The organism is Aminobacter sp. Y103A, assembly GCF_030294925.1.
GTDB lineage: Bacteria > Pseudomonadota > Alphaproteobacteria > Rhizobiales > Rhizobiaceae > Aminobacter > Aminobacter ciceronei.
This window is the reverse complement of the sequence record NZ_AP017986.1, coordinates 2,770,508-2,797,275: the sequence shown is the minus strand read 5'-3', so window position 1 is coordinate 2,797,275 and position 26,768 is coordinate 2,770,508. Positions and strand designations below refer to the sequence as shown.

Genomic DNA, 26,768 nt, shown 5'->3' with positions numbered 1-26,768 from the left:
GAATTTTTGTGCGCATCTCGACCCGACGCTGGAAATCGGCTCCAATCGCCCACGTCTTCGGCTGCCTCCTGGGCAAACCGAACAAAGTTGCCGCACCCACTCGACTTGGCATGCTTCGTGCTTGAAGTTGCGCGAGTGGGTGCATCACCCCTGAGTTACGGCAGTGGAGGCCATATCCGCATGAAAAAAATCGAAGCGATCATCAAGCCGTTCAAGCTCGACGAAGTGAAGGAAGCGCTCCAGGAAGCCGGGCTGCAGGGCATCACGGTCACCGAAGCCAAGGGTTTTGGCCGCCAGAAGGGTCACACCGAACTCTATCGCGGCGCCGAATATGTCGTCGACTTCCTGCCCAAGGTGAAGATCGAAGTCGTTCTCGGCGACGAGTCGGTCGAGGCGGCCATCGAGGCGATCCGCAAGGCGGCCCAGACCGGCCGCATCGGCGACGGCAAGATCTTTGTCTCCAACATCGAGGAAGTCGTTCGCATCCGCACCGGCGAGACCGGCGTCGACGCCATCTGACCTCGCAAAGAATTCTCGTTTCAACGTCATCAAGACAGGAAAACCCCACATGACGACAGCCAAAGACGTAATGAAGCAGATCAAGGACAACGACGTTAAGTTCGTTGACCTGCGCTTCACCGACCCCAAGGGCAAGCTCCAGCACGTCACCATGGACATCGCCGAGGTCGAGGAAGAGATGTTCGCCGACGGCGTCATGTTCGACGGCTCGTCGATCGCCGGCTGGAAGGCCATCAACGAGTCCGACATGGTGCTGATGCCCGACCTGGATACGGTCCACATGGACCCGTTCTTCGCCCAGTCGACCATGGTCATCCTGTGCGACATTCTCGATCCGGTTTCGGGCGAAGCCTACAACCGCGACCCGCGCGGCATCGCCAAGAAGGCTGAGGCCTACCTCAAGGCCGAAGGCATCGGCGACACCGTCTATGTCGGCCCGGAAGCCGAATTCTTCGTCTTCGACGACGTCAAGTACAAGGCCGATCCCTACAACACCGGCTTCAAGCTCGACTCGACCGAACTGCCGTCCAACGACGACACCGACTACGAGACCGGCAACCTCGGTCACCGTCCGCGCGTCAAGGGCGGCTACTTCCCGGTCCCGCCGATCGACAGCTGCCAGGACATGCGTTCGGAAATGCTGACGGTGCTGACAGAGATGGGCGTGCGCGTCGAAAAGCACCACCACGAAGTCGCTGCCGCCCAGCATGAGCTCGGCGTCAAGTTCGACACGCTGGTCCGCAACGCCGACAAGATGCTGATCTACAAGTATGTCGTGCACCAGGTCGCCAACGCCTATGGCAAGACGGCAACCTTCATGCCGAAGCCGATCTTCGGCGACAACGGCTCGGGCATGCACGTCCACCTGTCGATCTGGAAGAATGGCAAGCCGACCTTCGCCGGCAACGAATATGCCGGCCTGTCGGAAAGCTGCCTCTATTTCATCGGCGGCGTCATCAAGCACGCCAAGGCGATCAATGCCTTCACCAACCCGCTGACCAACTCCTACAAGCGCCTGGTCCCCGGCTATGAAGCCCCCGTCCTGCTCGCCTATTCCGCGCGCAACCGTTCGGCCTCCTGCCGCATTCCGTTCGGCAATTCGCCGAAGTCCAAGCGCGTCGAAGTCCGCTTCCCAGACCCGGGCGCGAACCCCTACCTCGCTTTCGCTGCCCTCTTGATGGCCGGCCTCGACGGCATCAAGAACAAGATCCATCCCGGCCAGCCGATGGACAAGGATCTTTACGACCTGCCGGCCAAGGAGCTGAAGAAGATCCCGACCGTCTGCGGCTCGCTGCGCGAAGCTCTCCAGAGCCTCGACAAGGACCGCGGCTTCCTGAAGGCCGGCGGCGTCTTCGACGACGACCAGATCGACTCGTTCATCGAGCTCAAGATGGCCGAGGTCATGCGCTTCGAAATGACCCCGCACCCGGTCGAATACGACATGTACTATTCGGTGTAATCATCGGAAAACAATGAGAAAAAGCCCCGGATCGTTGTCCAACTTTCGGGGGTCAGTTCATTGGGCGGGGCTTTTTTGTTTGGCGAGGCAGTCACCGGCAAGGTTCGGCGACTGCGGAGGATGCGCCGCCAGACGATCAGATACTCTTGGCGCCCATCTGCTCGGCGATGTAGTCGGCCTGGCGGATCGCCAAGGTCACGATGGTCAGCGTCGGGTTTTCGGCGGCACCCGTGGTGAACTGGCTACCGTCGGAGACGAACAGGTTCTTGATGTCGTGCGCCTGGCCCCATTTGTTGACCACGCCGTCGGACGCCTTCTCGCTCATCCGGTTGGTGCCGAGATTGTGGGTCGAGGGATAAGGCGGCGTCGGGAAGGTTCTGGTTGCGCCGACCGCGTCATACATCGCCATGCCCTGCTTGTAGGCATGGTTGCGCATGGCGACGTCGTTGGGATGGTCGGTGAACCAGACGTCGGGGATCGGCATGCCGTATTTGTCCTTGAGCTCGCCATGCAACTTCACCGCATTCTGCTCCTGCGGCATGTCCTCGCCGACGATCCACATGCCGGCCATCTTGTCGTAGTGGTCGAGTGCGGTGGTGAACGAACGGCCCCAGCCGCCGGGATCGAGGAATGCCGCCATGAACGGCAGGCCCAGCGCCAGCGTTTCGAGCTCGTAGCCACCGACGAAACCGCGTGACGGATCGTGCTTCGCCTCGTCCCTGACGATGCCGGCCATGGTCGTGCCCCGCCAAAAATGCACCGGCTTGTCGAACACCGCATAGACCGAGCCGGTGGTGTGGCGCATGTAGTTCTTGCCCACCTGCCCTGACGAGTTGGCCAAGCCGTCAGGGAATTTCGACGATGCCGAGTTGAGCAGGATCCGTGGGCTTTCGATGGAATTGCCGGCGACGCAGACGATGCGCGCCTTCTGGCTCTGCAGCTTGCCGTCCTTGTCGGCATAGACGACCGAAGTCACCTTGCCGCTGTCGTCGTGCTCGATCTTGAGCACGTGGCTGTTGGGCCTGACCTCCAGCTTGCCGGTCGCCTCGCCCTTGGGGATTTCGGCATAGAGCGTCGACCACTTGGCGCCCCATTTGCAGCCCTGGAAACAGAAGCCGGTCTGCTGGCATCCCATGCGGCCATCGCGGTCGGCGGAGTTGATTGCCATGCGACCGGTGTGGCACTCCTTGTAGCCGAGCTTGTCGGCGCCGGCCTTGAACACCTTGAAGTTGTTGTTGCCGGGCAGTCCTTCGATGCCGTTGGTGCGGGTGACGCCCATCTTGTCCTCGGCTTTGGCATAATAGGGGTCCAGGTCGGCGAGCGCGATCGGCCAGTCGAGCAGGTTTGCGCCTTCGACCTTGCCGTAGTTGGTCAGCGTCTTGAACTCATGCTCCTGGAAGCGCAGCGAGGCGCCGGCCCAGTGCGTGGTGGTGCCGCCGACCGCCTTGACGATCCAGGCCGGAAGGTTGGGAAAATCCTTGTGCACGCGCCAGCCACCGCCTGTCGTGCGGTTGTCGAGCCAGGCGAGCTGGCTGAAAGAATCCCATTCGTCGTTGATGAAGTCCTCATATTCGATGCGCGGGCCGGCTTCGAGAATGACGACGTCGATACCCTTCTGGGCGAGTTCGTTGCCGAGCGTGCCGCCACCGGCGCCGGAGCCGATGATGACGACGACGCTATCGTCGTTAAGACCATATGGTGCAGGCATGTTTTCCTCCCGGGAATGCTGAAAAGGCTGGGTTCGCGACTGGGGCCGATCAGAGCCACTCGATGTCGTCGAAGCCGCGCGCGATGTATCCGCCCTTGGAGTAGGACTCGCCTTCATAGCCAAAGATCGGCCACAGCTCCTTCTGGTTGTAGAGGCCGACGACGAGTCCGCCGCGGATTTCCTGGAAGAACGGAGTGCTTTCGATCTGCCGGAGGACGGCAACACGCTGGTCTTCCCATCCAAGGCCGGTGTAACCGCCGGCGCCGGCCTTCTGGTCGAGATCGGCGATGCCCTTCTCGATCAGCTCCTTGTGGGCCGGATCCTTGCCCGCGAGCTCGTCATGGCTCTTGATGGCAATGGCGTAGAACTTGTCCGGCACCTGGTCGTGCGGATAGACATCGCGCGCCATCTGGATCAGCGTCGCCACGGTTTCGGGTTTCAGCGCCGTGCTTTCGAGCCCCCAGGCCTCGCCGGTGCTGAGTACGGCAGAGCCACTGATGATGAGTAGCGCGCCGGCGGCTGTGCCGCGCTTGAGCAGCTCACGCCGCGAAAGGCCGGACCTGCCTTGATAGATCGTCACCATGATTTCCTCCCTTGCTTGCTATGCGCGCTCGGCGCTTGGCTGGCACGGCGCTCCTCCGCCGCGACATGTCACTTGAAGCGGCCGCCCCTCTGCAAAACCTCGATCTTGTAGCCGTCGGGATCCTCGATAAAGAAGAAGCGGGCCAATGGCGTACCGCCCGGCGCAAACTCGACGATGTCCCTGGGGCTGAGCCCGGCGGCAAGCATGCGGGCGCGCTCGCCGTCGAGATCGGCCACCGACACGGCGAGATGGCCGTAGCCGTCGCCGAGAGCATAGGGCTCGGCCCTGCCCTTGTTGACCGTCAGCTCGACTTCGAACTCGGTCTCGGGATTGCTGAGATAGATCAGCGTGAAGGTCTCGAAGTCGAGCCTGTCGGCGATTTCGAGGCCGAAAGCCGTGTGATAGAATGACAGCGAGCGCGCTTCGTCGAGCACACGCACCATGGAATGGATTGCCTTGGCCATTCGCCCTCCTGGCAGTTGGAACGGGAGGATTATGAATCGCTGCAAAGCCAAGTGGTGGCAGCCCGTTACCACGCTTTCAGGAGCATGGTTTGCTAGTCAGCAACGAAAGCATGGTTGCGATGGCGTGCCGTTGGGTCGATGATGGCGCTCAAGAGCCAGCACCGGCGCTGTCAGCCCGGGCAAGCCAGCGGGAGAAATGACATGTGCAAGGTATTTGCCGGACAGGATCCGAAGGGCTATCGCCAGATCAACCGGTCGATCCGGATCGCCGGACATTCGACCAGCATTCAGCTGGAAGCGACCTTCTGGGACCTGCTCGACGAGATCGCCACCTCCCAGGAGCTGACGACGCCGAAATTCATTTCGAAGCTTTATGACGAGGCGATCGAGATCAACGGCGAGATTCCGAACTTTGCCTCGATGCTGCGCACCACCTGCGCGCTCTACCTGCGCGGCCACAAGCCGGCCGCTGACGAAGTCAACGCGCTGAAGCGCTACGCAGCGTGACCTTCAGCTTCCATCGATAACGCTTAGAAAACACGAACAAAAAAACCCGGGGTCGCCCCGGGTTTTTGATTTGCGACCCATATGTTGCCTAGAAATTAGGCAGCAGCCCTGGTCTCGACGCTGGTCGGCACCGAGTTGATGGTCTTCAGAATCTGCGAGGCGATCTGGTAGGGGTCGCCCTGCGAGTTCGGGCGGCGATCTTCGAGATAACCACGATAATCGTTGCGCACGAAGCTGTGCGGCACGCGCACCGAAGCGCCACGGTCGGCAACGCCCCAGGTGAAGACGTCGATGGAAGCCGTCTCGTGCTTACCGGTCAGGCGCAGGTGGTTGTCGGGACCGTAGACGGCAATGTGCTCTTCGCGGGCATCGCCGAAGGCCTCCATGAGCGCTTCGAAGTACGCCTTGCCGCCGACGTCGCGCAAGTAGTCGGTCGAGAAGTTAGCGTGCATGCCCGAGCCGTTCCAGTCGGTGTCACCAAGCGGCTTGCAGTGATACTCGATGTCGATTTCGTACTTCTCGGTCAGGCGCTGCAGCAGGTAACGGGCAAGCCACATCTCGTCGGCAGCCTTCTTCGAGCCCTTGCCGAAAATCTGGAATTCCCACTGGCCCTTGGCCACTTCGGCATTGATGCCTTCATGGTTGATGCCGGCCTCGAGGCAGAGGTCGAGATGCTCTTCGACGATCTGGCGGGCAATGCTGCCGACGTTCTTGTAACCGACGCCAGTGTAGTACTCACCCTGCGGCGCCGGGAAACCGTTTTCCGGGAAGCCGAGCGGGCGGCCGTCCTTGTAGAAGAAATATTCCTGCTCGAAGCCAAACCAGGCACCCTCGTCGTCGAGGACGGTGGCGCGGGTATTGGACGGATGCGGGGTGACGCCATCGGGCATCATCACTTCGCACATCACCAGCACGCCGTTCTTGCGGGCGGGATCGGGATACACAGCGACGGGCTTCAGCACGCAATCCGAGCTCTTGCCTTCGGCCTGGCGGGTCGAGCTGCCGTCAAAACCCCAGAGCGGAAGCTGCTCGAGCTTCGGGAACTCCGCGAATTCCTTGATCTGGGTCTTGCCGCGGAGATTGGCTGCCGGGGCGTAACCGTCCAGCCAGATGTACTCGAGCTTGTACTTCGTCATGCTATCCTCTCAGTGTCGTGCCTGCCGGCCCTGGGATGGCCGGCGTGTCACAAGAGAGAAAGCAAGCCCCGTGCCAACTCGAAAATCCCAGATTCTTAGCAGGGAAGGCAGTTGCACGGAAAAGCAACTGCTCAAGAAATAGGCAGACTACGGCAGCATGGCTGACATTTTGCCCAAGACTCGGGCTGATCTGCCTTGCCGGCTGGCTAAGCTGCCTTGAGCGCCTCAAGCAGGGCGACAGCAGCGAGCATATCGCGCTTGCGGGTGGCACGGCGCGCGACAGCCTCCGAGTCCTGGCCCCAATGCTCGATCTGCCAGTCTTCGTCGACATGGGCCGCTGCCCAGGCTTCCTCGACCGTCAATTCGCCGGTCTCGACGGCAAGGGCGAGAAGCGCCGAACCGGTCAGGGTGGTCATGACATGCAGGGCCGCGAGCTTCATCGGCTCGGTGCGCTGCGACAGGTGCACGCCAAGCGCTGCGATGGCCTCGCGCGGCTGCTCGACATGCATGACGCCCTCGGCCAGTACAAAGCGTGCGCCGAGCGACGCACGCGCCCAGTCCAGGACCGGATCCCAGGCCTCTGCCTGGCGCTCGACGAGCTTTTCCGGGCTGTCGGCGCGGTAGCACAACAGGTCGCTTGACGAGAAGCGCAGGATATCCTCGAGCACCGCCTGCGGATCGGTGGCGACGCCGTCGATCGCCGTGTTGACCAGGCGCAGCACCGGCATGGTGAAAGGATCGATGACCTCGACCTGGGCGACGAACTCGTCGGCAACCAGCTGTGCCGCAGCCGCCGTCGGCAGCGCGAGCAGCGCCCTGCCCGGCGTCCGCACCGACTTGCCGTCGAGCAGGACGGCATAGCCTTCTTCAAACGCAGCGACGCTGGCTGCTTCGTAGAAGCGCTTGGGCAGCTGCTTGCGCAACGTGCTCTGGGCGCGGCGGATGGGATCGGGATCGGACAGGCCGTCGCTGGTTTCGAGGTCGCTCAGGATTTCTCGCATCTTTACTCCGCTCCGGCCGCACGTCTGCGCGATGGCCGGTTTACAATGATCAGCCCGGTCGCGATGAGACCGAGCGCCAGAAAAATGTTCCAGGTCAGGGCTTCGCCAAGCACCAGCCAGCCGCATATCACGCTGAATGCCGGCGACAGGAAGGCAAAGCTGGAGAGGCCCGCCGCAGGATAGCGCCGCATCAGCCAGAACCACAGAATATAGGTGAAGGCGACGACATATACAGCCTGAAACAGCAACGCTCCGGTGGCGACCGTCGATGCGTCGCGGAATGCCGGACCGGCGAGCGAGACGAGCGGGATCGCCATGAGCGCTGAGACGACAAGCTGGTAGAGCAGCACCTTCTCGGCCCCGGCGCTGGCAAGCTTGGTGCCCTTGATTGCCAACGTGGTCAGCGCCCAGAGCAGTCCGGCGACGAGTGCGAGAAGATCGCCGAACAGCGTCGGACCGCCGGCATCGCCGAGCTTGTCGGCAAAGACCACCGCGACGCCGCCGAAAGCCAGGATCAGGCCGAACAGCTTTTGCAGCGACATACGCTCGCCAAGCCAGAAATGCGCGCCGATCAGAACCCAGAACGGCATCGTGTTGACCAGCAGCGAGTTGCGCGCAACCGTCGTGTGTTCAAGGCTGACGAAAACCAGAATGAACTCGGTGCCGAACAGCAGCCCGGCCAGGATGCCCGCCCACAAGGTGCCGTCGCGGGCAAACAGCGGAACGCGGCGGTAGAGGCACCAGAGATAGACCAGCACGCAGGCAATGCCCGAACGCGCGACATTGAGGAAGATCGGGTTGTAGCCCGACGTCGCCAGCTTGGCCGCCACACCGTTCATGCCCCAGGACATGGTCAGCATGAGCATGAACACGACGGCTGCCGTATCGATCGCGTCGCGACGTTCCAATGGCTGTGTGACGACTGTCATGAATTCCTCCACGCTCACCGAGCGCGATGCTGATGGACAAGGGCTGGCCGGGCCGCATTGCGAGGCAGGCTGGCGGCAGCGGACTCGGGTCCAACTGCGCGGCGGGCCGCACCTTAACGCACGGCAGCTGCCGCAAATTGGTCCAGCTAGCCGATAAGGGGTAGCAGTTCCCCAGGTCTGTCGATGACGGCGTGCGCGCCAGTGGCAAACAGGCCTTCACGGTTGTGGTAACCCCAGGCAACGCCGATGGCGCGGGCACCGGCATTGCGGGCCATCTGCATGTCGTAGACAGCGTCACCAATGACCAAGGTCGACGCCGGATCGACACCCATCTCGGCGCAGCATTCCAGCACCATCGCCGGATGCGGCTTGGACGGGCAGTCGTCGGCGGTCCGGATGGTCACGAAATGGCGGCCGAAGCCATGCGTTTCCATGACCCGCTCGACGCCGCGGCGCGACTTGCCGGTGACCATGCCGATCAGCACATCATCACGGCGTGCGAGCGCTTCGATCAGTTCGCCAATGCCGTCATAGAGCGGCTCCTTGAAACTCGGCAGGTGGCGCGAGGCGATGAAGTGTTCCTTGTAACGCGCTGCAAGCCTTGTGCTTTCGGCATCCGGTGCGCGCTTAAGCAAGGTCGCGATCGCAATGTCGAGGGTGAGCCCGATGATGCCCTTGGTCGCGGCCTTGTCGGGTTCCGGAAGTCCGGCCTCGCGGAACGTGGCCAGCATCGAGGCATGGATGATGTCGGCGCTGTCGACCAGCGTGCCGTCGCAATCGAACAGGACGAGCTTCAAGACGCCTGCGTCGCGCTCCGGCGATGTAACAGACGTCACGCCGGCTCCCCGCTCTCGTCGTCGAAGCCGATCAGGTTCCAGCTCTGGCGCATGTGCGGCGGCATCGGCGCTGTGACGTCGATCACGCCCTGGTCGGGATGCGGAATGACGATGCGGCGGGCATGAAGATGCAGACGGTTCTGGATGCCACCAGGGAATTCCCAATTGGTGTCGTGCTCGAAATATTTGGGATCGCCGATGATCGGGCAGCCGATATGGGCGGCATGCACGCGCAACTGGTGCGTGCGGCCGGTATAGGGCTCCATTTCGAGCCAGGTAAGCGCCTGCGCCGCCTGTTCGAGCACCCGGTAATAGGACACGGCATGGTCGGCGCCCTTTTCGCCGTGCTTGGCGATGCGCATGCGGTCGCCGTCCGGTGTCATTTCCTTGATCAGCCAGGTCGAGATCTTGTCTTCGCGCTTGGGCGGCACACCCTTGACCAGCGCCCAGTAGGTCTTCTGTGTTTCGCGGGCGCGGAAGGACTCTGCAAGCTTCATCGCGGCAAGACGCGTGCGGGCGACGACCAGCACGCCTGACGTGTCGCGGTCGAGGCGGTGGACCAGGCGCGGTTTCTCGCCCTTCTTGTTGCGCCAGGCCTCGAGCATGTCGTCGACGTGGCGGGCGACGCCCGATCCGCCCTGCACGGCAAGGCCGGCCGGCTTGTTGAAGACGAAGACCTTGGGATCTTCGTAAAGCAGCATCTGCGCCAGCACGTCGCCATCGTCCTGATTGCGCATGGTGCGCGCCGTCAGCGGGCCGTCGCTCTTCTTGTCGACTTCCAGCGGCGGAATGCGGATGACCTGGCCTGGCTCGACGCGCGTGTCAGCCTTGGCGCGGCCGCCATCGACGCGGATCTGGCCCGAACGCAGCAGCTTCTGCAGGTGGCCGAAGCCGAGCCCCGGATAATGGGACTTGAACCAGCGGTCGAGCCTCATGCCCGTTTCGCCGGCTTCCACCGTGATCTGTTCAACGCCTGCCATAATTCAATCGTCCTTTTCGAAGCGGCCCAATAGCATCAGCCGATGCTTCTTGCGAGCCACATTCCCAGGAACAGTGCCAGAATGGCTGTTATGACGCTGGCAAAGGCATAACCGAAGGCCGAAAACGTCGCTCCACGCTCCCACAGCGTGGCAAAATCGAGCGAAAAGGCCGAAAAGGTGGTGAAGCCGCCGAGAATGCCTGTGGCGACGAACAGCCGGAGTTCGGTCGAGCCGCCGAAGCGGCGTGCCAAAAGCCCGACGAACAGCCCCATCGCCAGTGAGCCGACAACGTTGATCGCAAGCGTGCCCCAGGGAAAGTTCGGCCCGACCAGCCTGAGCGCCAGAAGGTTGGCGAGATGGCGCAGTGCGGCCCCGATGGCGCCGCCGAGTGCAACGAGAGATAGGTTTAGCATGAGCCTGTCCTGCCTGCGCGCTGATGTCAGGTCAATAGCACGGAACGGCTCGCAGGCAGCGCGGCGGCCTGCCCCTGCCGCCGAATTGCTTGTGGACAAGGGCTGCGGGCAACAGGGCGTTGTTGGGAGGGCGACAACCGGGCTATAGCATCGCCCCATGCAACCTTCCAAAGACATCACCCGCCTGATCGAGATCATGGCCGCCCTGCGCGAGCCGGAAACCGGCTGCCCTTGGGACATCGAGCAGAATTTCGCGACGATCGCACCCTATACGATCGAGGAGGCCTATGAGGTCGCCGACGCGATTGCGCGCAACGACATCGACCATCTCAAGGAAGAGCTCGGCGACCTGTTGCTGCAGGTCGTCTACCACGCCCAAATGGCGGAAGAAGCCGGCGAGTTCACCTTCGGCGATGTGGTGCAAGGCATCACGACCAAGATGATCCGCCGGCATCCGCATGTCTTCGGCGACGCCAAGGCACGGGAAGCCCGTTCGGCCAAGGGCATGTGGGAAAAGATCAAGGCTGAGGAAAAGGCGGAAAAACGCGCCGCGCGCATCGCCCGCGGCCTCGACCCCGAAGATCATGGCAAGGGTTTTCTCGACAGTGTACCGGTGGCGCTGCCGGCGCTGACTCGGGCATTGAAGCTGCAGGAAAAAGCGGCACGCGTCGGCTTCGACTGGGGCGAGGCAGCACCGATCCTCGATAAGATCGAGGAAGAGATCGGCGAGCTGCGCGAGGCCATGGCCAAGGGCGATCAATCAGCGGTCAAGGACGAGTTCGGCGACATGCTGTTTGCTTTGGTCAATCTCGGTCGCCACCTGGGACTGGACTCGGAGGCCGCGCTGGGCGGCACCAATGACAAGTTCCGCACACGTTTCCACTATGTCGAAAAGGCGCTCGACGACGCGGGGCACAGCCTGGAAGCGGCGACGCTCGATGAGATGGAAGCGCTCTGGCAGCAGGCCAAGACGGCGAAGTAGCCGGCTGCCTTAGACAGGATTGCGGCCAAGCTCAGCGTGGCCGCCCCCTGGTTCGCTGCGCGAAACATCTCTCCCCCCGCTTCACGGGGGCGAGGAACCCCGAGCACGCCAGGCTTAGCGCTTGTTCCTGAGAATCTTGGCCGCGATCTCGTCGCGCGCCGAGGCGGTCGCTTTGAGCGTCATCGACACGCTGCCGTCGTCATTGTCCTTGCGCTTCACCACATCGCCATTGCGATAGAGCCAGTCGATCTGGCCGAGCTGGCTCGGTTCCAGCGTGACGTCGATGGATTCGAGCTCACCCGAAACCCGCTGCTCGATCAGGCCGGTGAGCGCGGAAAGGCCCTCGCCCGTAGCAGCTGAAATGGCTATCGGCGGCGTCTTGCGACCGTCACTGCTGTCGGCAAGCAGGCGCTCGCGATTGCCTTCGTCGAGCTGGTCGATCTTGTTCCAGACCTCGACGACCCGGTCGGTGTCGGCCGCATCGACGCCGAGATCGGACAGGATACGCTCGACGTCGTCGGCCTGAGCCGCGGTATCGGGATCGGAAATGTCGCGCAGATGGATGACGAGATCGGCTTCGACCACCTCTTCCAGCGTCGCCCGGAAGGCAGCGATCAGGTGTGTCGGCAGGTCGGAGATGAAGCCGACGGTGTCGGACAGGATGATCGGCGTGCCATGCGGTAACCGTACCCGGCGCAAGGTCGGATCCAGCGTCGCAAACAGCATGTTCTCGGCCAGCACGCTGGCACCGGTCAGCCGGTTGAACAGCGTCGACTTGCCGGCATTGGTATAACCGACGATGGCAACCACCGGGAACGGCACCTTGCGCCGCTTGGAGCGGTGCAGGTCGCGAGTGCGGACGACGGTTTCGAGCTCGCGCTTGAGCTTGATGATCTTTTCCTGCAGCGCGCGCCGGTCGGATTCGATCTGGGTTTCTCCGGGGCCGCCGAGGAACCCGGCACCGCCACGCTGGCGCTCGAGGTGGGTCCAGCTGCGAACCAGCCGGCCCTTCTGGTAGTTGAGGTGGGCAAGCTCGACCTGCAGCGTGCCTTCCTTGGTACGGGCGCGCCGGCCGAAGATTTCGAGGATCAGCCCGGTGCGGTCGAGCACCTTGGCGTGCATCTCTTTTTCGAGGTTGCGCTGCTGCACCGGCGTCAGCGGATGGTCGACGATCACCAGTTCCGCCCCGCGCTCCTTCACGATCGCCGCGAACTCCTCAACCTTGCCGCTGCCCAGCAACGTCGCCGGACGCGGATCGTTGAGGGTCACGATCGCGGTGTGAACGGGTTCGAGATCGATGGCGCGGGTAAGCCCGACCGCCTCGTCGTGGCGCGCCTCGGCCGAACGCTGCAACCGCGGGCGCGCGCTGTCGTCGTCATTCTTAGGCTGGCGCGTCAGCACCGGCACGATGACGACCGCACGCGTGGGGGCCTTATCGCCCCCTACCGATTCGGGTCCATTGCTGTCGCCGGCCTTGGCGCCGGCAGTCCTGTCGCGTGCCAATCAGCCGCCCTGGCTTTCCTCGCCATCGAACATCTGAACCGGCTGGCTCGGCATGATCGTGGAGATGGCATGCTTGTAGACGAGCTGCGAGTGCCCGTCACGGCGCAACAAAACACAGAAATTGTCGAAGGAGGTCACTACTCCGGTCAACTTCACGCCGTTAATCAGGAAAATGGTGAGTGGGTTTTTGCTCTTGCGAACTGAATTCAGGAAAAGATCCTGAAGATTCTGCGATCGTTCCGCCATTGTTTTTTTCTTTCGCCGATCCCTGTCTGCTGCCAATGCGCCAAATTACCGGGCCCATGTCAAGCCAGCAAACACCCCCTTGCCACAACGCGTGGCAAGCTGAACGAGATGAATTTAACCATTTACGCCCAAGCGGTTATCAGGCTTGGATTTTTTCCGCAACGTCAAAAAATGCCTCACGCAGCGAAAGCGCGACCGATCCCGGATGCCCGTTGGCGACGGGCTGGCCGTCAATGGCGACGATCGGCATGATCACCGTGGTCGCAGCCGTCATGAACGCTTCGCGCGCCGACTTGGCTTCCTCGACGGTAAAACCACGCTCCTCGACCTTCAGGCCGAGCTTCTTGGCGACATCCATCAGCGTCGTACGCGTGATGCCGCGCAGGATGCCGCTGTCGGCGGGCCTGGTGACGAGATGGCCGTCCTTGGTGACGATCCAGGCGTTTGTCGCCGCCCCTTCCTTGACGGTTCCGTCCGGGTCGACGAACCAGGCTTCCTGGGCGCCGGCCTCTTTGGCCTGCTGACGCGCCAGCACGTTGGGCAGCAAACCGACCGACTTGATGTCGACACGCTCCCAGCGATTCTCCGGCACAGTGATCACCTTGATGCCGGCCGCCGCGCGTTTGGCCGATGCCACCGGGTCGGTGCGCTTGGCTGTCACGACAAGCGAAGAAAGTGTTGTGCCAGCCGGGAAGACGTGGTCGCGCGGCGCAACACCACGCGTCACCTGGAGATAGACCATGCCGTTGTGGACACGATTGCGGGCGATGACCTCGCGCATGATGTGGACCAGCGCGGCGCGATTGACCGGCCAGGCGATCCTGAGTTCCGAAAGCGAGCGATCGAGGCGGTTGAGGTGGCCGACGCTGTCGACGATGAAGCTGCGCGCCACTTCGCAGACCTCATAGACGCCGTCAGCGAACTGATAGCCCCGGTCCTCGATATGCACACCTGCCTGGGCATGAGGGAGATAGCGGCCATTGACGTAGGCTATGCGCGGCATGGTTTTCGTGTCCCCGAAAATTCAAACGGAGTTCTAGTCGATTTGTGCCACGCGGCAATCCGCAAAAGGCTGGTCCAGGTCAGAAGAATTCGAGGCTGACACGGAACATCTGCTCGACCTGTTTGACCGCCTTATCAAGCGCGAAGATGACGACACGATCCCGAGGCTTGATCTTCACCGATCCGCTTGGCTTGACGACATGGCCATCCCTGTAGATGGCACCGATGCGCATGCCATCGGGAAGTTCCAGGTCGCGCAGCAGCGTGCCGACCAGCGGCGAGGTTTCGAGCGCCTCCGCCTCGATGATCTCGGCGGCACCGCGCTGGATCGAGTGCACCTGCCGGATGCGGCCGCGCCGGACGTGCTGCAATACGCGCGAAATGGTCACTGCACTCGGATTGACATGCGCATCGATGCCGAGCGGCTTGGTCAGGTCGTGATAGGCCGGGTTGTTGATCAGCGCCAGGTTGCCCTTGCAGCCCAGGCGCTTGGCCATGACCGAGGACAGTATGTTGACCTGGTCGTTGTTGGTCAGCGCCACCATCAGGTCAGCATCCTGGATGTCGGCTTCCATCAAAAGCTTCTGGTCGAGCGCGCTGCCGTTGAGAACGACCGTGCGGCGGAGCACGTCGGCGACCTTGACCGCCCTCTCCTTGTTGGCCTCGATGATCTTGATCTTGGTGCGGCTCTGGCGCTGTTCGAGCGTGCGGGCAACAAACAGGCCAATATTGCCGCCGCCGGCGATGACGATGCGTGTTGCCTCCTGTTCGTCATGGCCGAACAGGCCGAGCGTGCGCCGGACCTGCTCCTTGGTGGTCACCACATAAGCAAGGTCGCCCGCCACAAGCTGGTCGGCCGAATGGGGGATGAACAGGCGGCCGTTGCGGGTCACGCCGACAACGGTTGAAGGCAGATCGGGGAACAGCTCGCTCAACTGCGCCAGCGGCGTGTTGATGACGGGGCAATCCTCCAGGCATTCGATCGCCACCATGATGATGTGGTTTTCGGCGAAGCGGACGACATCGACGGCGCCGGGCAACGTGATGCGCCTGAGCACCATTTCGCCGACTTCCAGCTCCGGCGAGATGATAACGTCTATCGGCAGGTGTTCGCGCGAGAACAGGTCCTGGTAGTGCGGCTGCAGATAGGATTGCGAGCGGATGCGCGCGACCTTCATCGGCACGTTGAAAAGCGCGTGCGCCACCTCGCAGGCGACGATATTGACCTCGTCGAACAGCGTCACCGCGATGATCATGTCGGCGTTCTGCGCACCGGCGGCTTCGAGCACCTCTGGATGCGAGCCGTGGCCGACGAAGCCGCGCACGTCGAGCTGGTCACGCACCGCCTGGATCAGCTCGGGCGCGGTGTCGATGATCGAGACATCGTTCTTTTCAGCCGCCAGCCGCTCCGCAATGCCGTAACCGACCTGCCCCGCCCCACAGATGATTACGCGCATGTCATCGACCGATCCTGCCTGTCCACCGTCTCAGCTGAAACCGCATCGAGCATGCTAGACGCCAAGCGATTTGAGCTTGCGATGAAGTGCGGAGCGCTCCATGCCGATGAATTCGGCCGTCTTCGAGATGTTGCCGCCGAAGCGGTTGATCTGGGCGATCAGATACTCCTTCTCAAACATCTCGCGCGCCTCGCGCAGTGGCAGCGCCATGATGTGCTGGTCCGACTGGTTGGGCGCGCGCGGCATGACGTCGCCGATTTCAGACGGCAGCAAGTCGGCCGTGATCGGCGCTTCGGGGTTGTCGCTGCGGGCAAGGATCAGCAGGCGCTCGACATTGTTGCGCAGCTGGCGGACGTTGCCCGGCCAGTTGTGGGCTTGGAGCACGGCGAGCGCGTCGTCGCCGATGCGGCGCGGCTTGATGCCGGCCTGCTTGGCCATCTGCTTCATGAAGTTGTCGACGAGGTAAGGAATGTCCTCGCGGCGCTCGGCAAGCCCCGGAACCATGACCGGCACGACCGCCAGGCGGTGATAGAGATCCTCGCGGAAACGCCCCTCGGCGATCATCGCCTCGAGATTCTGCGCCGTCGACGAGATGATGCGGACGTCGACCTTGACCCGCTTGGTGCCGCCGACGCGCTCGAACTGCTGCTCGACGAGCACGCGCAGGATCTTGTTTTGCGTCTCACGCGGCATGTCGGCGATTTCATCGAGGTAGAGGATACCCTGATGCGCCTCTTCGAGTGCTCCCACCTTGCGTTCGCCGCCGTTCGATTCGGTGCCGAACAGCTCGATCTCCATGCGCTCCGGCGTGATCGTCGCGGCATTGAGCGCGACGAACGGGCCGTTCTTGCGTGACGACAGCGCATGGATGGCGCGCGCGGCCATTTCCTTGCCCGAACCCGACGGGCCGATGATCATGATGCGGCTATTGGTCGGCGCAACACGGTCGATGGTCTGGCGCAACTGGCTCATCGCCGACGACATGCCGATCAGGTCGTGGGTTTCGCCACTACGCATCTTGAGGTCGGAAACCTCGCGCCTAAGCTTCGAGGTTTCGAGCGCGCGCTCGGCGATCAGGATCAGCCGGTCGGCCTTGAACGGCTTCTCGATGAAGTCGTAGGCGCCGCGGCGTATCGCCGAAACGGCCGTTTCGATGTTGCCGTGGCCGGAGATCATCACGACAGGCAGATTGGGGTGCAGCGTCTTGATTTCGTCGAGCAGCGCCAGGCCGTCGAGCCGCGACCCCTGCAACCAGATGTCGAGAAAGACAAGGCGCGGCGCACGATCCGCTATCGCGGCAAGCGCGCTGTCGGCGTCGAACGCCGTGCGGGTTTCGTGACCTTCGTCGCTCAGGATGCCCGCAACCAGCTCGCGGATGTCTTCCTCGTCGTCAACGATAAGAATATCAGACGCCATTTCCGACCTTTTCGGTTTCTCTGCCCTGTACTGCGTCGTCGGCACCCTTGGGTGCCGCGGCCTCTTCGGCCGCCGCAGGCAGGATCATGCTGATCATCGCGCCGCGCCCGCCATGGAAATCGGCTGGTGCGTCGTGAAGTTCCAATCTTCCGCCGTGGTCCTCGACAATCTTCTTGACGATAGCGAGGCCGAGCCCCGTGCCTTTCTCGCGTGTCGTCATATAGGGCTCGAGCAGCCGCTGGCGATTCTCGCGTGGCAATCCCTTGCCATTGTCGATCACATCGATGCGGATCGAGTTGCCGTCCCGCCGCGCCCGGATTTTGATGAACCCGGCCTCACCGGTCTGGCGTTCCGCCGCCTCGATCGCCTCCGCGGCATTCTTGATGACATTGCCGAAAGCCTGGGCCATCAGGCGGCTGTCAAACGTTCCCTTGAGCGGTCCCGGCGTGATCTCGCGCTCGAAGGCGATGTCGGCGCGGCTGACCTCGACGAGGAACGACGCCTCGCGCAGCGGTTCGCGGATGTCGATCACCTTCATCTCGGGCTTCGGCATACGCGCGAAGGCCGAGAATTCATCGACCATACGGCCTATGTCGCCGACCTGGCGGATGATCGTTTCTGTGCACTGGTCGAAGACCTCGCGGTCCTCGGTGATGACCTTGCCGTAGCGCCGACGGATGCGTTCCGCCGACAGCTGGATCGGCGTCAGCGGGTTCTTGATCTCGTGGGCGATGCGGCGCGCAACGTCGGCCCAGGCGGAGGTGCGCTGCGCGGTCACTAGGTCGGTGATATCGTCGATCGTGACGACATAGGACTTGTCGCCGACCTCGCTCTCGCCCTCCTCGACCGTCACCTGCACGTTGAAGGTGCGCTCGGCGCCGGCGCGGTAGAAGGTGACCTGCTCGCGGTAGACGGCGCGGCCTGACTTGCGGCCGATCTCGAAGACGCGACCGACATGCGGCAACAGGATCGACAGGTTCTGGCCAAGCGACTCGGAAGCCGAGATTGCCAGCATCGCCTCCGCCGACGGATTGACGATGGTGATGCTGCCATAAGGGTCGACGCCGATGACGCCGGCGGTAACGCCCGACAGCACGGCTTCCGAGAAACGACGGCGCTCGTCGATGACGTCCTTGGCGGTCAGGATCTCGTTGCGTTGCGACTTGAGCTCGAGCAGCATGTTGTTGAACGTGTCACTCAGCGCGCCGACGTCGCCATCCGACTGCCGCACCGGCACCGAGACGTCGAGATTGCCTGTGGCAACCTCGTCGGCGGCGCCGATCAGCTGGCGGATCGGCCGGACGATGCGGTCAGCGACCGCAATACCGGTCCAGATCGCCGACAGCACGACGATCAGCGTCAGGCCGAGATAGAGCAGCGCAAAGGCGATCTGCGTGGTACGCCGGTTGGCGCCGAGGTCGCGATATTCCTCGGTGTTGGCGGTGACGATCTGGCGCGCCTTGATCACCTCCGGATCGACCAGCCGGATCGTGTAGAGGTAGAGCCCTTCGATCTCGCGCAGCTTGATGATGGCGCCGACGATGTTGCGCGTCTTCGGCTCGATCAGCACCGGCTTGCCGTCGGCGGCGGTCTGGACCGCAACGGCCGGAGGCTCGGGCATGGCGAAATCGGCGCCGGTCTTGGCGCTCATGACGAAGGAGCCGTCGGCGCTGATCAGGGCCGCGTGGGCCAGCGCCCGCAATTGCGCTTGCCGGCCCATGAAGTCGAGGAAGCCGCTGCGGTCGAGACCGTAGAGCGGACGGTTGTTGTCGAGGTCGTTGGCCATCGACAGCGTCGTGCTCTGCAGGTTGCGGGCGTTTTCCTGGACATAGGCTTCGGCGATCGACAGCGATGAATTGACGATCGTCGTGGTGCGGATCTGGAACCAGCGGTCGAGGCCGATGTCGAGCGTGATCGAGGCGACGACGGCGACAAGCAGCGCCGGCAAGGCTGCCACCAGCGCGAACATCGTGACAATGCGCACATGCAGCCGCGACGCGGCCTTGCCGCGCTTGCGGGCCATGACGATGCGCTGGATCTCGAAGGCGATCAGTCCGACGAGGATCAGCACCAGCACGGCATTGATGGCGATCAGCGCCAGCGTCGTCGTCGAATCAGGCGTGATCGGGGTGACGCCGATCAGAATAGCGAACGACACCGCTGCCGAAACCAGCGCGGCGGCGATAGCCAGCACGCCCGGAAGCGCGAGAAGGCGGCGACCTTCCTGCCGAGGGTGTACGGGCGTCTTGTCGTTTAGAGGTTTTGCCTGGCTCGCCATGCTGCCGTGTAGAGACATTGATTGCGGCGCATCTATGCAACGCATTGTGGCGATTATGCAACATTTTCGCCCGAAGCAAAAATGTTTAGACGGGCTATCGACAGATAAGCGTGTTCAGTCCCGACGCGATGTTCGCGCGTCAGGCCGGCCGCGACGATTTGTAGACGTTGACGCCGAGTTCGCGGATCTTCTTGCGCAGCGTGTTGCGGTTGAGGCCCAGAAGTTCTGCGGCCTTGATCTGGTTGCCGCGCGTCGCCGTCATCGAAGCGAGCACCAGCGGGTATTCGACCTCGGCAAGGATGCGCTGGTAGAGCCCGGGCGGCGGCAGGTCGCCGGCGAACATCGCGAAATAGCGCTGCAGGAAATGTTCGACCGCTTGGCCGACCGACAGATCGTCGGGGATGAGATTGCCACCTGGGACAACCGGCTGCTCGCCGGTCTTGAGTTCGGATTCGATGATTTCGGCCGAAATCTCGTCCTGCGGATAGAGTGCAGCCAGCCGGCGCACCAGATTTTCCAGCTCGCGCACATTGCCCGGCCAAGGATAGCGCTTCATCAACTCGACGCCGCCGGCCGAGATACGCTTGGCCTGAAGCCCTTCGCTGACGCCGAGCTTGAAGAAGTGGCGGACGAGGTCGGGGACATCTTCCGAACGTTCGCGCAGCGCTGGAAGGCGAAGCGGCACGACATTGAGACGATAGAACAAATCTTCGCGGAACAGGCCCTGGTTGATGAGCGTGCGCAGATCCTTGTTGGTGGCTGCGACGATACGCACATCGGTCTTGATCGGGGTGCGGCCGCCAACGGTGGTGTATTCGCCCTGCTGCAGCACGCGCAGCAGCCTGGTCTGCGCCTCCATCGGCATGTCGCCAATCTCGTCAAGGAACAAAGTGCCGCCGTCGGCCTGCTCGAACCGGCCGGTGGAGCGGTTCTGCGCCCCGGTAAAAGCGCCCTTCTCGTGACCGAACAGCTCGGATTCGATCAGGTCGCGCGGGATGGCGGCCATGTTGATGGCAACGAACGGTCCGTTGCGGCGACGCCCATATTCATGGAGCGCGCGCGCCACCAGCTCCTTGCCGGTGCCCGATTCGCCCGAGATCATGACGGTCAGGTCCGTCTGCATCATGCGGGCGAGCATCCGGTAGATGTCCTGCATCGCCGCCGAACGGCCGACAAGTGGCATGGCGTCGGGCTGCTCGTCATGGCGCTGGTCGCTCTTCGGCCGCCGTGGCTCGGACAGCGCACGATTGACGATGCTTAGCAGCTCGGTGAGATCGAAGGGTTTGGGCAGATACTCGTAGGCACCGGTCTCCGACGCGCGGATGGCGGTCATGAATGTGTTCTGCGCGCTCATCACGATAACCGGCAGCTCCGGGCGCGCCTTCTTGATGCGTGGCAGCATGTCGAAGGCGTTCTCGTCGGGCATCACCACGTCGGTAATGACAAGATCGCCCTCGCCGGCCGCCACCCAGCGCCACAGCGTCGCGGCGTTGGAGGTGACGCGAACCTCATGACCCATGCGCGACAGCGCCTGGTTGAGCACCGTGCGGATCGCCGCATCGTCGTCGGCGACAAGAATGTTTCCGCGCACGCTCATCGATGGGCTCCTTCGCTGTCGTCGTCGAGATGCACGGGCAGTTCCTTCCAGGCAGGCATCAGGATGCGGAAGGTGGTGCCGCGCGGGGTCGAATCGCACTCGATCACGCCGCCATGGTCACCGACGATCTTGGCGACAAGCGCCAGACCGAGACCCGAGCCATTGGGCTTGGTGGTGATGAAAGGGTCGAACAGGATCGGCAGGATGTCCTCTGACACGCCCGATCCGTTGTCGTGGACGCAGAATTCCAGCGGCAACGAGACACGATCCTGTGTGCCAGGGATCGACATGCGGATGCCGGGCTTGAAGGCGGTCGACAGCGTGATTTCGCCATGCGGGTCGTGGCCGATCGCCTCGGCGGCGTTCTTGACCAGGTTGAGAAACACCTGGATCAGCTGGTCACGGTTGGCATAAACCGGCGGCAGCGACGGATCGTAATCCTCCAGGATCTTGATTCCATTGGCAAAGCCGTTCCTGGCCAGCGCCTTCACATGGTCGAGCACGACGTGGATGTTTACCGGATAGCGGTCAACAGGTCGCTCATCCGAAAACACCTCCATGCGGTCGACGAGCGAAACAATACGATCGGTTTCATCGACGATCAGCCGCGTCAGCGCGCGGTCTTCGTCGGAAGCGGAGAGCTCCAAAAGCTGCGCGGCCCCCCTAATGCCGGAGAGCGGGTTCTTGATCTCATGCGCCAGCATCGCGGCCAGGCCGGTGACGGAGCGCGCGGCACCGCGATGCGTCATCTGACGGTCGATCTTGTCGGCCATCGAGCGCTCCTGGAACATCACCACCACCGATCCCGGCAACTCGGATGCAGGTGCGACGTAGAGATCGACCATCTTCTCGATGCCCAGCCGGGGCGACGAAACATCGACGCGGTACTCGTTGACGGGCGTGTTGCGCTCGCGCACCTGCTCGACCAGCGTCAGGATGGGGCTGCCGAAAGGCACGAAGCGCGACAGCTCGCTGCGCGACAGCATGGCAGCACTGGAACGGAAGAAGTCCTCGGCATCGGCATTGGCGAAAGTGATGAAATTGTCCGGCCCGATCATGATGACCGGGCGACGGATCGTGTTCAGCACGATCTGCGCGGCATCAACCGACTGAGGCGCCCGGTCGAAACTCATGCCGCATTCCTTTCGAACATGCATTCGCCGAAAGCCGCAAGTGCTTCACGCAGCGATGAAATCACCTGCTGCGGCTCGAACGATGTCAGCACCCGGCGGCGCAGCTCGTCAGGCAGTGAAGCGGTGTGGCGATCGAGATACCAGCCGAGATGCTTGCGCGCCTGGCGCAGGCCACTCGCGATGCCATAGAGCGCCAGCATGTCCTCGTAATGGGCAACGACATAGTCGACCAGGTCGGACGACGACCTGGGCACATCAGTTGCACCGCTCCTGCCTGCGGCAGCGGCGATCACGCCAGCAGTCCATGGCGCACCATAATGCGAACGCCCCGCCATGACGGCATCGGCACCCGACTGCTCGAGAATGCCCATCGCATCTCCCGGTGTCGCCACATCGCCATTTGCGACGACGGGAATGCTGACTGCCTGCTTGACGCGCGCGATGGCGCGCCAGTCGGCTTTGCCCTGATAGAACTGGCAGCGCGTGCGGCCATGCACGGTGACCATCCGGACGCCCGCCTGCTCAGCACGGAGGGCCAGTTCGGGGGCATTGAGCACGTGGTCGTCCCAGCCCAGCCGCATCTTGAGCGTCACGGGCACGTCGACTGCGCCAACGACGGCATCGATCAAGGTCAGCGCGTAGTCGAGGTCGCGCATCAGCGCCGAGCCGGCATAACCGCCCGTCACCTTCTTGGCCGGGCAGCCCATGTTGATATCGATTACATCGGCGCCTTCGCCGACGGCGATGCGGGCGGCCTCGGCCATATGCGCTGCCTCGCGGCCGGCCAACTGCACCATGTGCACGGGCAGGCCAGAGTGGCGGATGCGGAAGCCGCTGGAGCCGCGCCCCTTTGCCAATTCGCCGCTCGCCACCATCTCCGACACGACAAGGCCGGCCCCATGGGCATAAGCGCGCGTGCGGAAGGCTTCGTCGGTGACACCCGACATCGGCGCCAGGAACACCCGATTGCGGATTGTCACATCGCCGATCGAAAGCGGCTCGCCGAGTTTTTCCAGATCAGTCATGCACAAAAACAAAGCACCATTCACTGCTGCACAATGAGTAGCCACTGTCGGGTCATTGTGCAACTGCGAAATGACAGCCGAATGCGGCCTTTCTGGATTCCTCTGGCCTTCCTGAGGGCTCGCGGCTAAGCCTCTGCACATGAATCCGAAGCCGTTGCCGAACCAGCAGAATTCGAACGTCGCCGTCGTGGTCGTGGCGGCCGGGCGCGGTGAACGCGCCGGCCAGGCTGACGGACCGAAGCAATATCGCCGGATCGGCGGCAAGGCGGTGATCTGGCACACGCTGAAGGCATTTCTCGACCACCCCAAGGTTGGCCCGATCGCGGTTGCCATCCACGCCGACGACAGCGAGCTTTTTGCCTCAGCTGCCGGCGAATTGGCCGCGCGCGTCACCACTGTCGTCGGCGGCGCAACGCGCCAGGATTCGACGCGCTTTGCGCTCATTGCCTTGCAGCAATCCAGGCCACAGGCCGTGCTGATCCATGATGGCGTCAGGCCGTTCATCAGCCCTGAAGTCATCGATCGCGCCATTTCGGGCATCGACGCCAGTCACGGCTCACTGCCGTCGCTGCCAGTTTCCGACACCCTCAAGAAAGAAGCCTTCGACCGTACCGTGGCCGAAACAGTGCCGCGCGCGGGCCTGCATTCGGCGCAGACGCCGCAAGGCTTTCCCTTCGATCCGATCTTTTCCGCGCACCAGCGCGCCTTCGAGGCCGGCCGCAGCGATTTCACAGACGATTCCGCCATCGCAGAATGGGCAGGCATCCCGGTTCGCCTCGTGCTCGGCTCGCCCGACAACGTCAAACTCACCTGGGCTAAGGACATCGCCATGGCCGATCAGCGCCTTTCCGGCCAAGCAATCAGCTTTCCCGACGTCCGTACCGGCAACGGTTACGACGTGCACTCATTCGAAGCAGGCGACCATGTCTGGCTGTGCGGCGTGAAGATCGCGCATTCGAAGAAGCTGAACGGACATTCCGATGCCGATGTGGGACTGCATGCGCTGACCGACGCATTGCTGGCCACCTGCGGCGCCGGCGACATCGGCACCCATTTCCCGCCATCCGACCCGCAGTGGAAGGGTGCCGCGTCACGCCAGTTCGTCGAACATGCGGCGGCGATCGTGCGCTCGCGCGGTGGCCGCATCGCCAATGCCGACGTCACGCTGATCTGCGAGGCGCCAAAGGTCGGTCCCCATCGTGCGGCAATGACGGCGGAACTCGCAGACATGCTGCGCATCGCGCCCGAGCGCATCTCGATCAAGGCAACGACCAACGAGAAGCTCGGCTTCATCGGGCGTGAAGAGGGCATCGCCGCGATCGCAACCGCAAGCGTGGTCTATCCCGGGGAACTGCCGGAATGAGCGACGTCACCGCCCTCGCCTCGGCCCTGCTCGACGCCTGCCTTGCCCAGGGCATCATGATCGCAACGGCCGAAAGCTGCACGGGCGGCATGATCATCGCTGCCCTGACTGATATTGCCGGCTCGTCGGCCGTCGTCGACCGCGGCTTCATCACCTATTCCAACGAAGCGAAGATGGAGATGCTCGGCGTCTCCGAGGCGACGCTCAAGGTCCACGGCGCGGTGTCGCGCGAAACTGCGCTTGAAATGTCAGCGGGTGCGCTTGCCCATTCGCGTGCCAGCCTGGCGCTTGCGGTAACAGGCGTCGCCGGCCCCGGCGGCGGCTCGGCCGAAAAGCCAGTCGGCCTGGTCTGGTTCGGCGTCGCGCGCAAAGGCGCGCCAGTGGAAGCGGAGTTCCGCATCTTCGAAGACAAGGGCCGCGACTTCATCCGCCGTGAGACGGTCAGGACAGCGCTGGGACTGGGCCTGCGGGCCGTCGGTCAGGCCGGCTTCGCCGGACCGTAGATCGCGTCGGCGCGCTTCTCGAAAGCTTCGGCGAACATGCGGAAGGCGCGGTCGAACATGGTGCCCATCAGGGCGCCGAGGATGCGGTTCTTGAACTCGTAGTCGATGAAGAACTCGACGCCGGAGCCACCGTCGGGCGCTGGGACGAATTTCCATTCATTGGTGAGATAGCGGAACGGGCCATCGAGATATTTGACGTCGATGGTATTTTCGTCAGGGGTGAGCAGCACCTGGGTGGTGAAGGTCTCGCGGAATGCCTTGTAGCCGACGGTCATGTCGGCCACGAGAATCTCACGTCCATCGCGCTCACGCCGCGAGCGGACGTTGAGTGCTTCGCACAGCGGCAGGAATTCGGGGTATTTCTCCACGTCGGCAACCAGGGCGAACATCTTGTCCGGCGGGTGGCCGACGTGACGGGTGGTTTCGAATTTCGGCATCCGGCGCTGATCAGGCCTTTTTCGTGAGCAGCGCTTCGCGCGCGGCGCGCAGCTTGGCGAAATCATCGCCGGCATGGTGCGACGAGCGCGTTAGCGGGCTTGAGGCAACGAGCAGGAAGCCCTTGGACTTGCCGACGGTCGCGTAGGACTGGAATTCATCAGGCGTCACGAACTTCTTGACCGGGTGGTGCTTCTTCGACGGCTGCAGGTACTGGCCGATGGTCATGAAGTCGACATTGGCGCTGCGCAGGTCGTCCATCAGCTGAAGCACTTCATTGCGCTCCTCGCCGAGCCCGACCATGATGCCGGACTTGGTGAAGATAGAGGGATCGAGCTCCTTGACCCGCTGCAGCAGGCGGATCGAATGGAAGTAGCGCGCGCCGGGGCGAACGGTCAGATAGTTCGACGGCACGGTTTCAAGATTGTGGTTGAAGACGTCGGGGCGCGCGGCAACCACGATCTCCAGCGCCCCTTCCTTGCGCAGGAAGTCTGGCGTCAGGATCTCGATGGTCGTGGTCGGCGTCAGCCGGCGGATGGCGTGGATCACGTCGGCAAAATGCTGGGCACCGCCGTCGGCAAGATCGTCGCGGTCGACCGAAGTGATGACGACGTGAGTCAGGCCCATCTGGGCGACGGCCTTGGCCACGCTCTCCGGCTCGTTCGGGTCGAGCGCCGTCGGGATGCCGGTGGCGACATTGCAGAATGCGCAGGCGCGGGTGCAGATCTCGCCCATGATCATGAAGGTAGCGTGCTTCTTTTCCCAGCACTCGCCAATGTTGGGGCAGCCGGCCTCCTCACAGACGGTGACCAGCTTGTGCGACTTCACGATCTCGCGCGTTTCCTGATAGCCGCGCGACACCGGCGCCTTGACGCGGATCCAGTCTGGCTTGCGCAGAACCTCCTGATCGGGCCGGTGGGCCTTTTCCGGGTGCCGCGCGCGCGGACGGTCTTTGAGATCAAGCACAGTGACCATCAGTCTATCCTATCAAGGCCGACGCGCTTGCGAGCGGCCGAAAATCCAGAGCACGATGACCGCGCCTGCGATGGCGACGATCAGATTGCCCATGAAGCCGTAATAATTGATACCGAGCAGCCCCGCCAGAGTGCCGCCGACAAACGATCCGGCGATGCCGACGAGGATGTTGGTCAGGAAGCCGTGGTCGCGGTTCATCGTGCGCTCGGCGACGTAGCCGGCAAGGAAGCCGATGAGCAGCATGCCGAAGAAACCGACGCCCGGCATGCCCATGATTCCGTAACTCTGTTCCATCAGTCGTCTCCGGCCACTCGCGGA

General features: G+C 63.0%; 27 protein-coding genes. 6 read left to right on the top strand and 21 right to left on the bottom strand.

Translation table 11 applies throughout. The features are described from left to right. Positions 1-180 precede the first annotated feature (180 nt). Both Amn_RS13685 and glnA read left to right on the top strand, forming a co-directional pair. The gene (locus Amn_RS13685) at positions 181-519 is read left to right on the top strand and encodes a P-II family nitrogen regulator (protein WP_055976860.1); all 339 of its coding nucleotides are present in this window, start codon (positions 181-183) and stop codon (positions 517-519) included. Between the two features lie 49 nt (positions 520-568). Then, entirely contained in the window at positions 569-1,978 is a 1,410-nt protein-coding gene (glnA, locus tag Amn_RS13680; RefSeq protein ID WP_067962285.1) for a type I glutamate--ammonia ligase, read from the top strand. Positions 1,979-2,114: 136 nt separating this feature from the next. On the opposite strand, the gene Amn_RS13675 is transcribed toward glnA, so the two are convergent. The 3 genes from Amn_RS13675 to Amn_RS13665 form a co-directional block, all read right to left on the bottom strand. Beyond that, a complete protein-coding gene (locus Amn_RS13675; RefSeq protein WP_286297779.1) occupies positions 2,115-3,686 on the bottom strand; it encodes a GMC family oxidoreductase in 1,572 nt (523 codons plus the stop codon). Between the two features lie 49 nt (positions 3,687-3,735). Further along, on the bottom strand, positions 3,736-4,269 hold the full coding sequence (locus tag Amn_RS13670) for a twin-arginine translocation signal domain-containing protein (RefSeq protein ID WP_286297777.1): 534 nt from the start codon (positions 4,267-4,269) through the stop codon (positions 3,736-3,738). 68 nt (positions 4,270-4,337) lie between these two features. Then, complete coding sequence (locus Amn_RS13665) at positions 4,338-4,733, bottom strand: VOC family protein (protein ID WP_067962290.1); 396 nt, start codon at positions 4,731-4,733, stop codon at positions 4,338-4,340. Positions 4,734-4,934: 201 nt separating this feature from the next. Here Amn_RS13665 and Amn_RS13660 point away from each other — a divergent pair, with 201 nt between their 5' ends. Then, positions 4,935-5,240, top strand: coding sequence for a ribbon-helix-helix domain-containing protein (locus tag Amn_RS13660; RefSeq protein ID WP_286297774.1), 306 nt, complete (start codon positions 4,935-4,937; stop codon positions 5,238-5,240). A 95-nt stretch (positions 5,241-5,335) separates the two neighbouring features. On the opposite strand, the gene Amn_RS13655 is transcribed toward Amn_RS13660, so the two are convergent. From Amn_RS13655 to crcB, 6 genes are all read right to left on the bottom strand, one after another. After that, positions 5,336-6,376: a glutamine synthetase beta-grasp domain-containing protein gene (locus tag Amn_RS13655; protein ID WP_067962299.1), complete on the bottom strand. Its 1,041-nt coding sequence runs from the start codon at positions 6,374-6,376 to the stop codon at positions 5,336-5,338. 206 nt (positions 6,377-6,582) lie between these two features. Beyond that, positions 6,583-7,377: an ATP12 family chaperone protein gene (locus Amn_RS13650; protein ID WP_067962301.1), complete on the bottom strand. Its 795-nt coding sequence runs from the start codon at positions 7,375-7,377 to the stop codon at positions 6,583-6,585. Positions 7,378-7,379: 2 nt separating this feature from the next. Continuing rightward, positions 7,380-8,306, bottom strand: a complete 927-nt coding sequence (locus Amn_RS13645; protein ID WP_286297768.1) for a DMT family transporter — start codon at positions 8,304-8,306, stop codon at positions 7,380-7,382. 146 nt (positions 8,307-8,452) lie between these two features. Next, positions 8,453-9,103, bottom strand: coding sequence for an HAD family hydrolase (locus Amn_RS13640; protein ID WP_067966594.1), 651 nt, complete (start codon positions 9,101-9,103; stop codon positions 8,453-8,455). Positions 9,104-9,138: 35 nt separating this feature from the next. Next, a complete protein-coding gene (locus Amn_RS13635) occupies positions 9,139-10,122 on the bottom strand; it encodes an RluA family pseudouridine synthase (protein ID WP_192316709.1) in 984 nt (327 codons plus the stop codon). 35 nt (positions 10,123-10,157) lie between these two features. After that, positions 10,158-10,535, bottom strand: a complete 378-nt coding sequence (crcB, locus tag Amn_RS13630; protein WP_067962305.1) for a fluoride efflux transporter CrcB — start codon at positions 10,533-10,535, stop codon at positions 10,158-10,160. 157 nt (positions 10,536-10,692) lie between these two features. Between crcB and mazG the strand changes: the two genes are divergently transcribed. Beyond that, a complete protein-coding gene (gene mazG, locus Amn_RS13625) occupies positions 10,693-11,517 on the top strand; it encodes a nucleoside triphosphate pyrophosphohydrolase (protein WP_286297763.1) in 825 nt (274 codons plus the stop codon). 114 nt (positions 11,518-11,631) lie between these two features. On the opposite strand, the gene hflX is transcribed toward mazG, so the two are convergent. From hflX to dusB, 9 genes are all read right to left on the bottom strand, one after another. After that, the gene (hflX, locus tag Amn_RS13620; RefSeq protein ID WP_067962308.1) at positions 11,632-13,020 is read right to left on the bottom strand and encodes a GTPase HflX; all 1,389 of its coding nucleotides are present in this window, start codon (positions 13,018-13,020) and stop codon (positions 11,632-11,634) included. Next, positions 13,021-13,266, bottom strand: a complete 246-nt coding sequence (hfq, locus tag Amn_RS13615; RefSeq protein WP_018428055.1) for an RNA chaperone Hfq — start codon at positions 13,264-13,266, stop codon at positions 13,021-13,023. 139 nt (positions 13,267-13,405) lie between these two features. Further along, a complete protein-coding gene (locus tag Amn_RS13610) occupies positions 13,406-14,269 on the bottom strand; it encodes a D-amino-acid transaminase (protein WP_067962309.1) in 864 nt (287 codons plus the stop codon). A gap of 79 nt (positions 14,270-14,348) precedes the next feature. Then, positions 14,349-15,725 carry a Trk system potassium transporter TrkA gene (gene trkA, locus Amn_RS13605; protein WP_067962310.1) on the bottom strand — a complete coding sequence of 459 codons (1,377 nt, stop codon included), beginning with the start codon at positions 15,723-15,725 and terminating at the stop codon, positions 14,349-14,351. A gap of 54 nt (positions 15,726-15,779) precedes the next feature. After that, entirely contained in the window at positions 15,780-17,141 is a 1,362-nt protein-coding gene (gene ntrX, locus Amn_RS13600; RefSeq protein ID WP_067962312.1) for a nitrogen assimilation response regulator NtrX, read from the bottom strand. Next, a complete protein-coding gene (locus Amn_RS13595; RefSeq protein WP_376769283.1) occupies positions 17,131-19,464 on the bottom strand; it encodes a sensor histidine kinase NtrY-like in 2,334 nt (777 codons plus the stop codon). The genes ntrX and Amn_RS13595 overlap by 11 nt, the downstream gene beginning before the upstream one ends. Positions 19,465-19,558: 94 nt before the next feature. Beyond that, on the bottom strand, positions 19,559-21,016 hold the full coding sequence (gene ntrC, locus Amn_RS13590) for a nitrogen regulation protein NR(I) (protein WP_067962314.1): 1,458 nt from the start codon (positions 21,014-21,016) through the stop codon (positions 19,559-19,561). Then, the gene (locus Amn_RS13585; protein WP_067962316.1) at positions 21,013-22,149 is read right to left on the bottom strand and encodes a two-component system sensor histidine kinase NtrB; all 1,137 of its coding nucleotides are present in this window, start codon (positions 22,147-22,149) and stop codon (positions 21,013-21,015) included. The genes ntrC and Amn_RS13585 overlap by 4 nt, the downstream gene beginning before the upstream one ends. Continuing rightward, complete coding sequence (dusB, locus tag Amn_RS13580) at positions 22,146-23,174, bottom strand: tRNA dihydrouridine synthase DusB (protein WP_154387068.1); 1,029 nt, start codon at positions 23,172-23,174, stop codon at positions 22,146-22,148. Before dusB ends, Amn_RS13585 begins: the two co-directional genes overlap by 4 nt. A gap of 139 nt (positions 23,175-23,313) precedes the next feature. Here dusB and Amn_RS13575 point away from each other — a divergent pair, with 139 nt between their 5' ends. Continuing rightward, a complete protein-coding gene (locus Amn_RS13575; protein ID WP_067962318.1) occupies positions 23,314-24,537 on the top strand; it encodes a bifunctional 2-C-methyl-D-erythritol 4-phosphate cytidylyltransferase/2-C-methyl-D-erythritol 2,4-cyclodiphosphate synthase in 1,224 nt (407 codons plus the stop codon). Further along, positions 24,534-25,040 carry a CinA family protein gene (locus tag Amn_RS13570; protein ID WP_067962320.1) on the top strand — a complete coding sequence of 169 codons (507 nt, stop codon included), beginning with the start codon at positions 24,534-24,536 and terminating at the stop codon, positions 25,038-25,040. The genes Amn_RS13575 and Amn_RS13570 overlap by 4 nt, the downstream gene beginning before the upstream one ends. Here Amn_RS13570 and Amn_RS13565 read toward each other — a convergent pair. The 3 genes from Amn_RS13565 to Amn_RS13555 are packed head-to-tail and all read right to left on the bottom strand — an operon-like array spanning position 25,016 to position 26,744. Then, a complete protein-coding gene (locus Amn_RS13565) occupies positions 25,016-25,477 on the bottom strand; it encodes a type II toxin-antitoxin system RatA family toxin (RefSeq protein WP_067962323.1) in 462 nt (153 codons plus the stop codon). The genes Amn_RS13570 and Amn_RS13565 overlap by 25 nt on opposite strands. A 10-nt stretch (positions 25,478-25,487) precedes the next feature. Beyond that, positions 25,488-26,450: a lipoyl synthase gene (gene lipA / locus Amn_RS13560; RefSeq protein ID WP_067962324.1), complete on the bottom strand. Its 963-nt coding sequence runs from the start codon at positions 26,448-26,450 to the stop codon at positions 25,488-25,490. A gap of 12 nt (positions 26,451-26,462) precedes the next feature. Beyond that, a complete protein-coding gene (locus tag Amn_RS13555; RefSeq protein WP_067962325.1) occupies positions 26,463-26,744 on the bottom strand; it encodes a GlsB/YeaQ/YmgE family stress response membrane protein in 282 nt (93 codons plus the stop codon). Between the last annotated feature and the right edge of the window lie 24 nt (positions 26,745-26,768).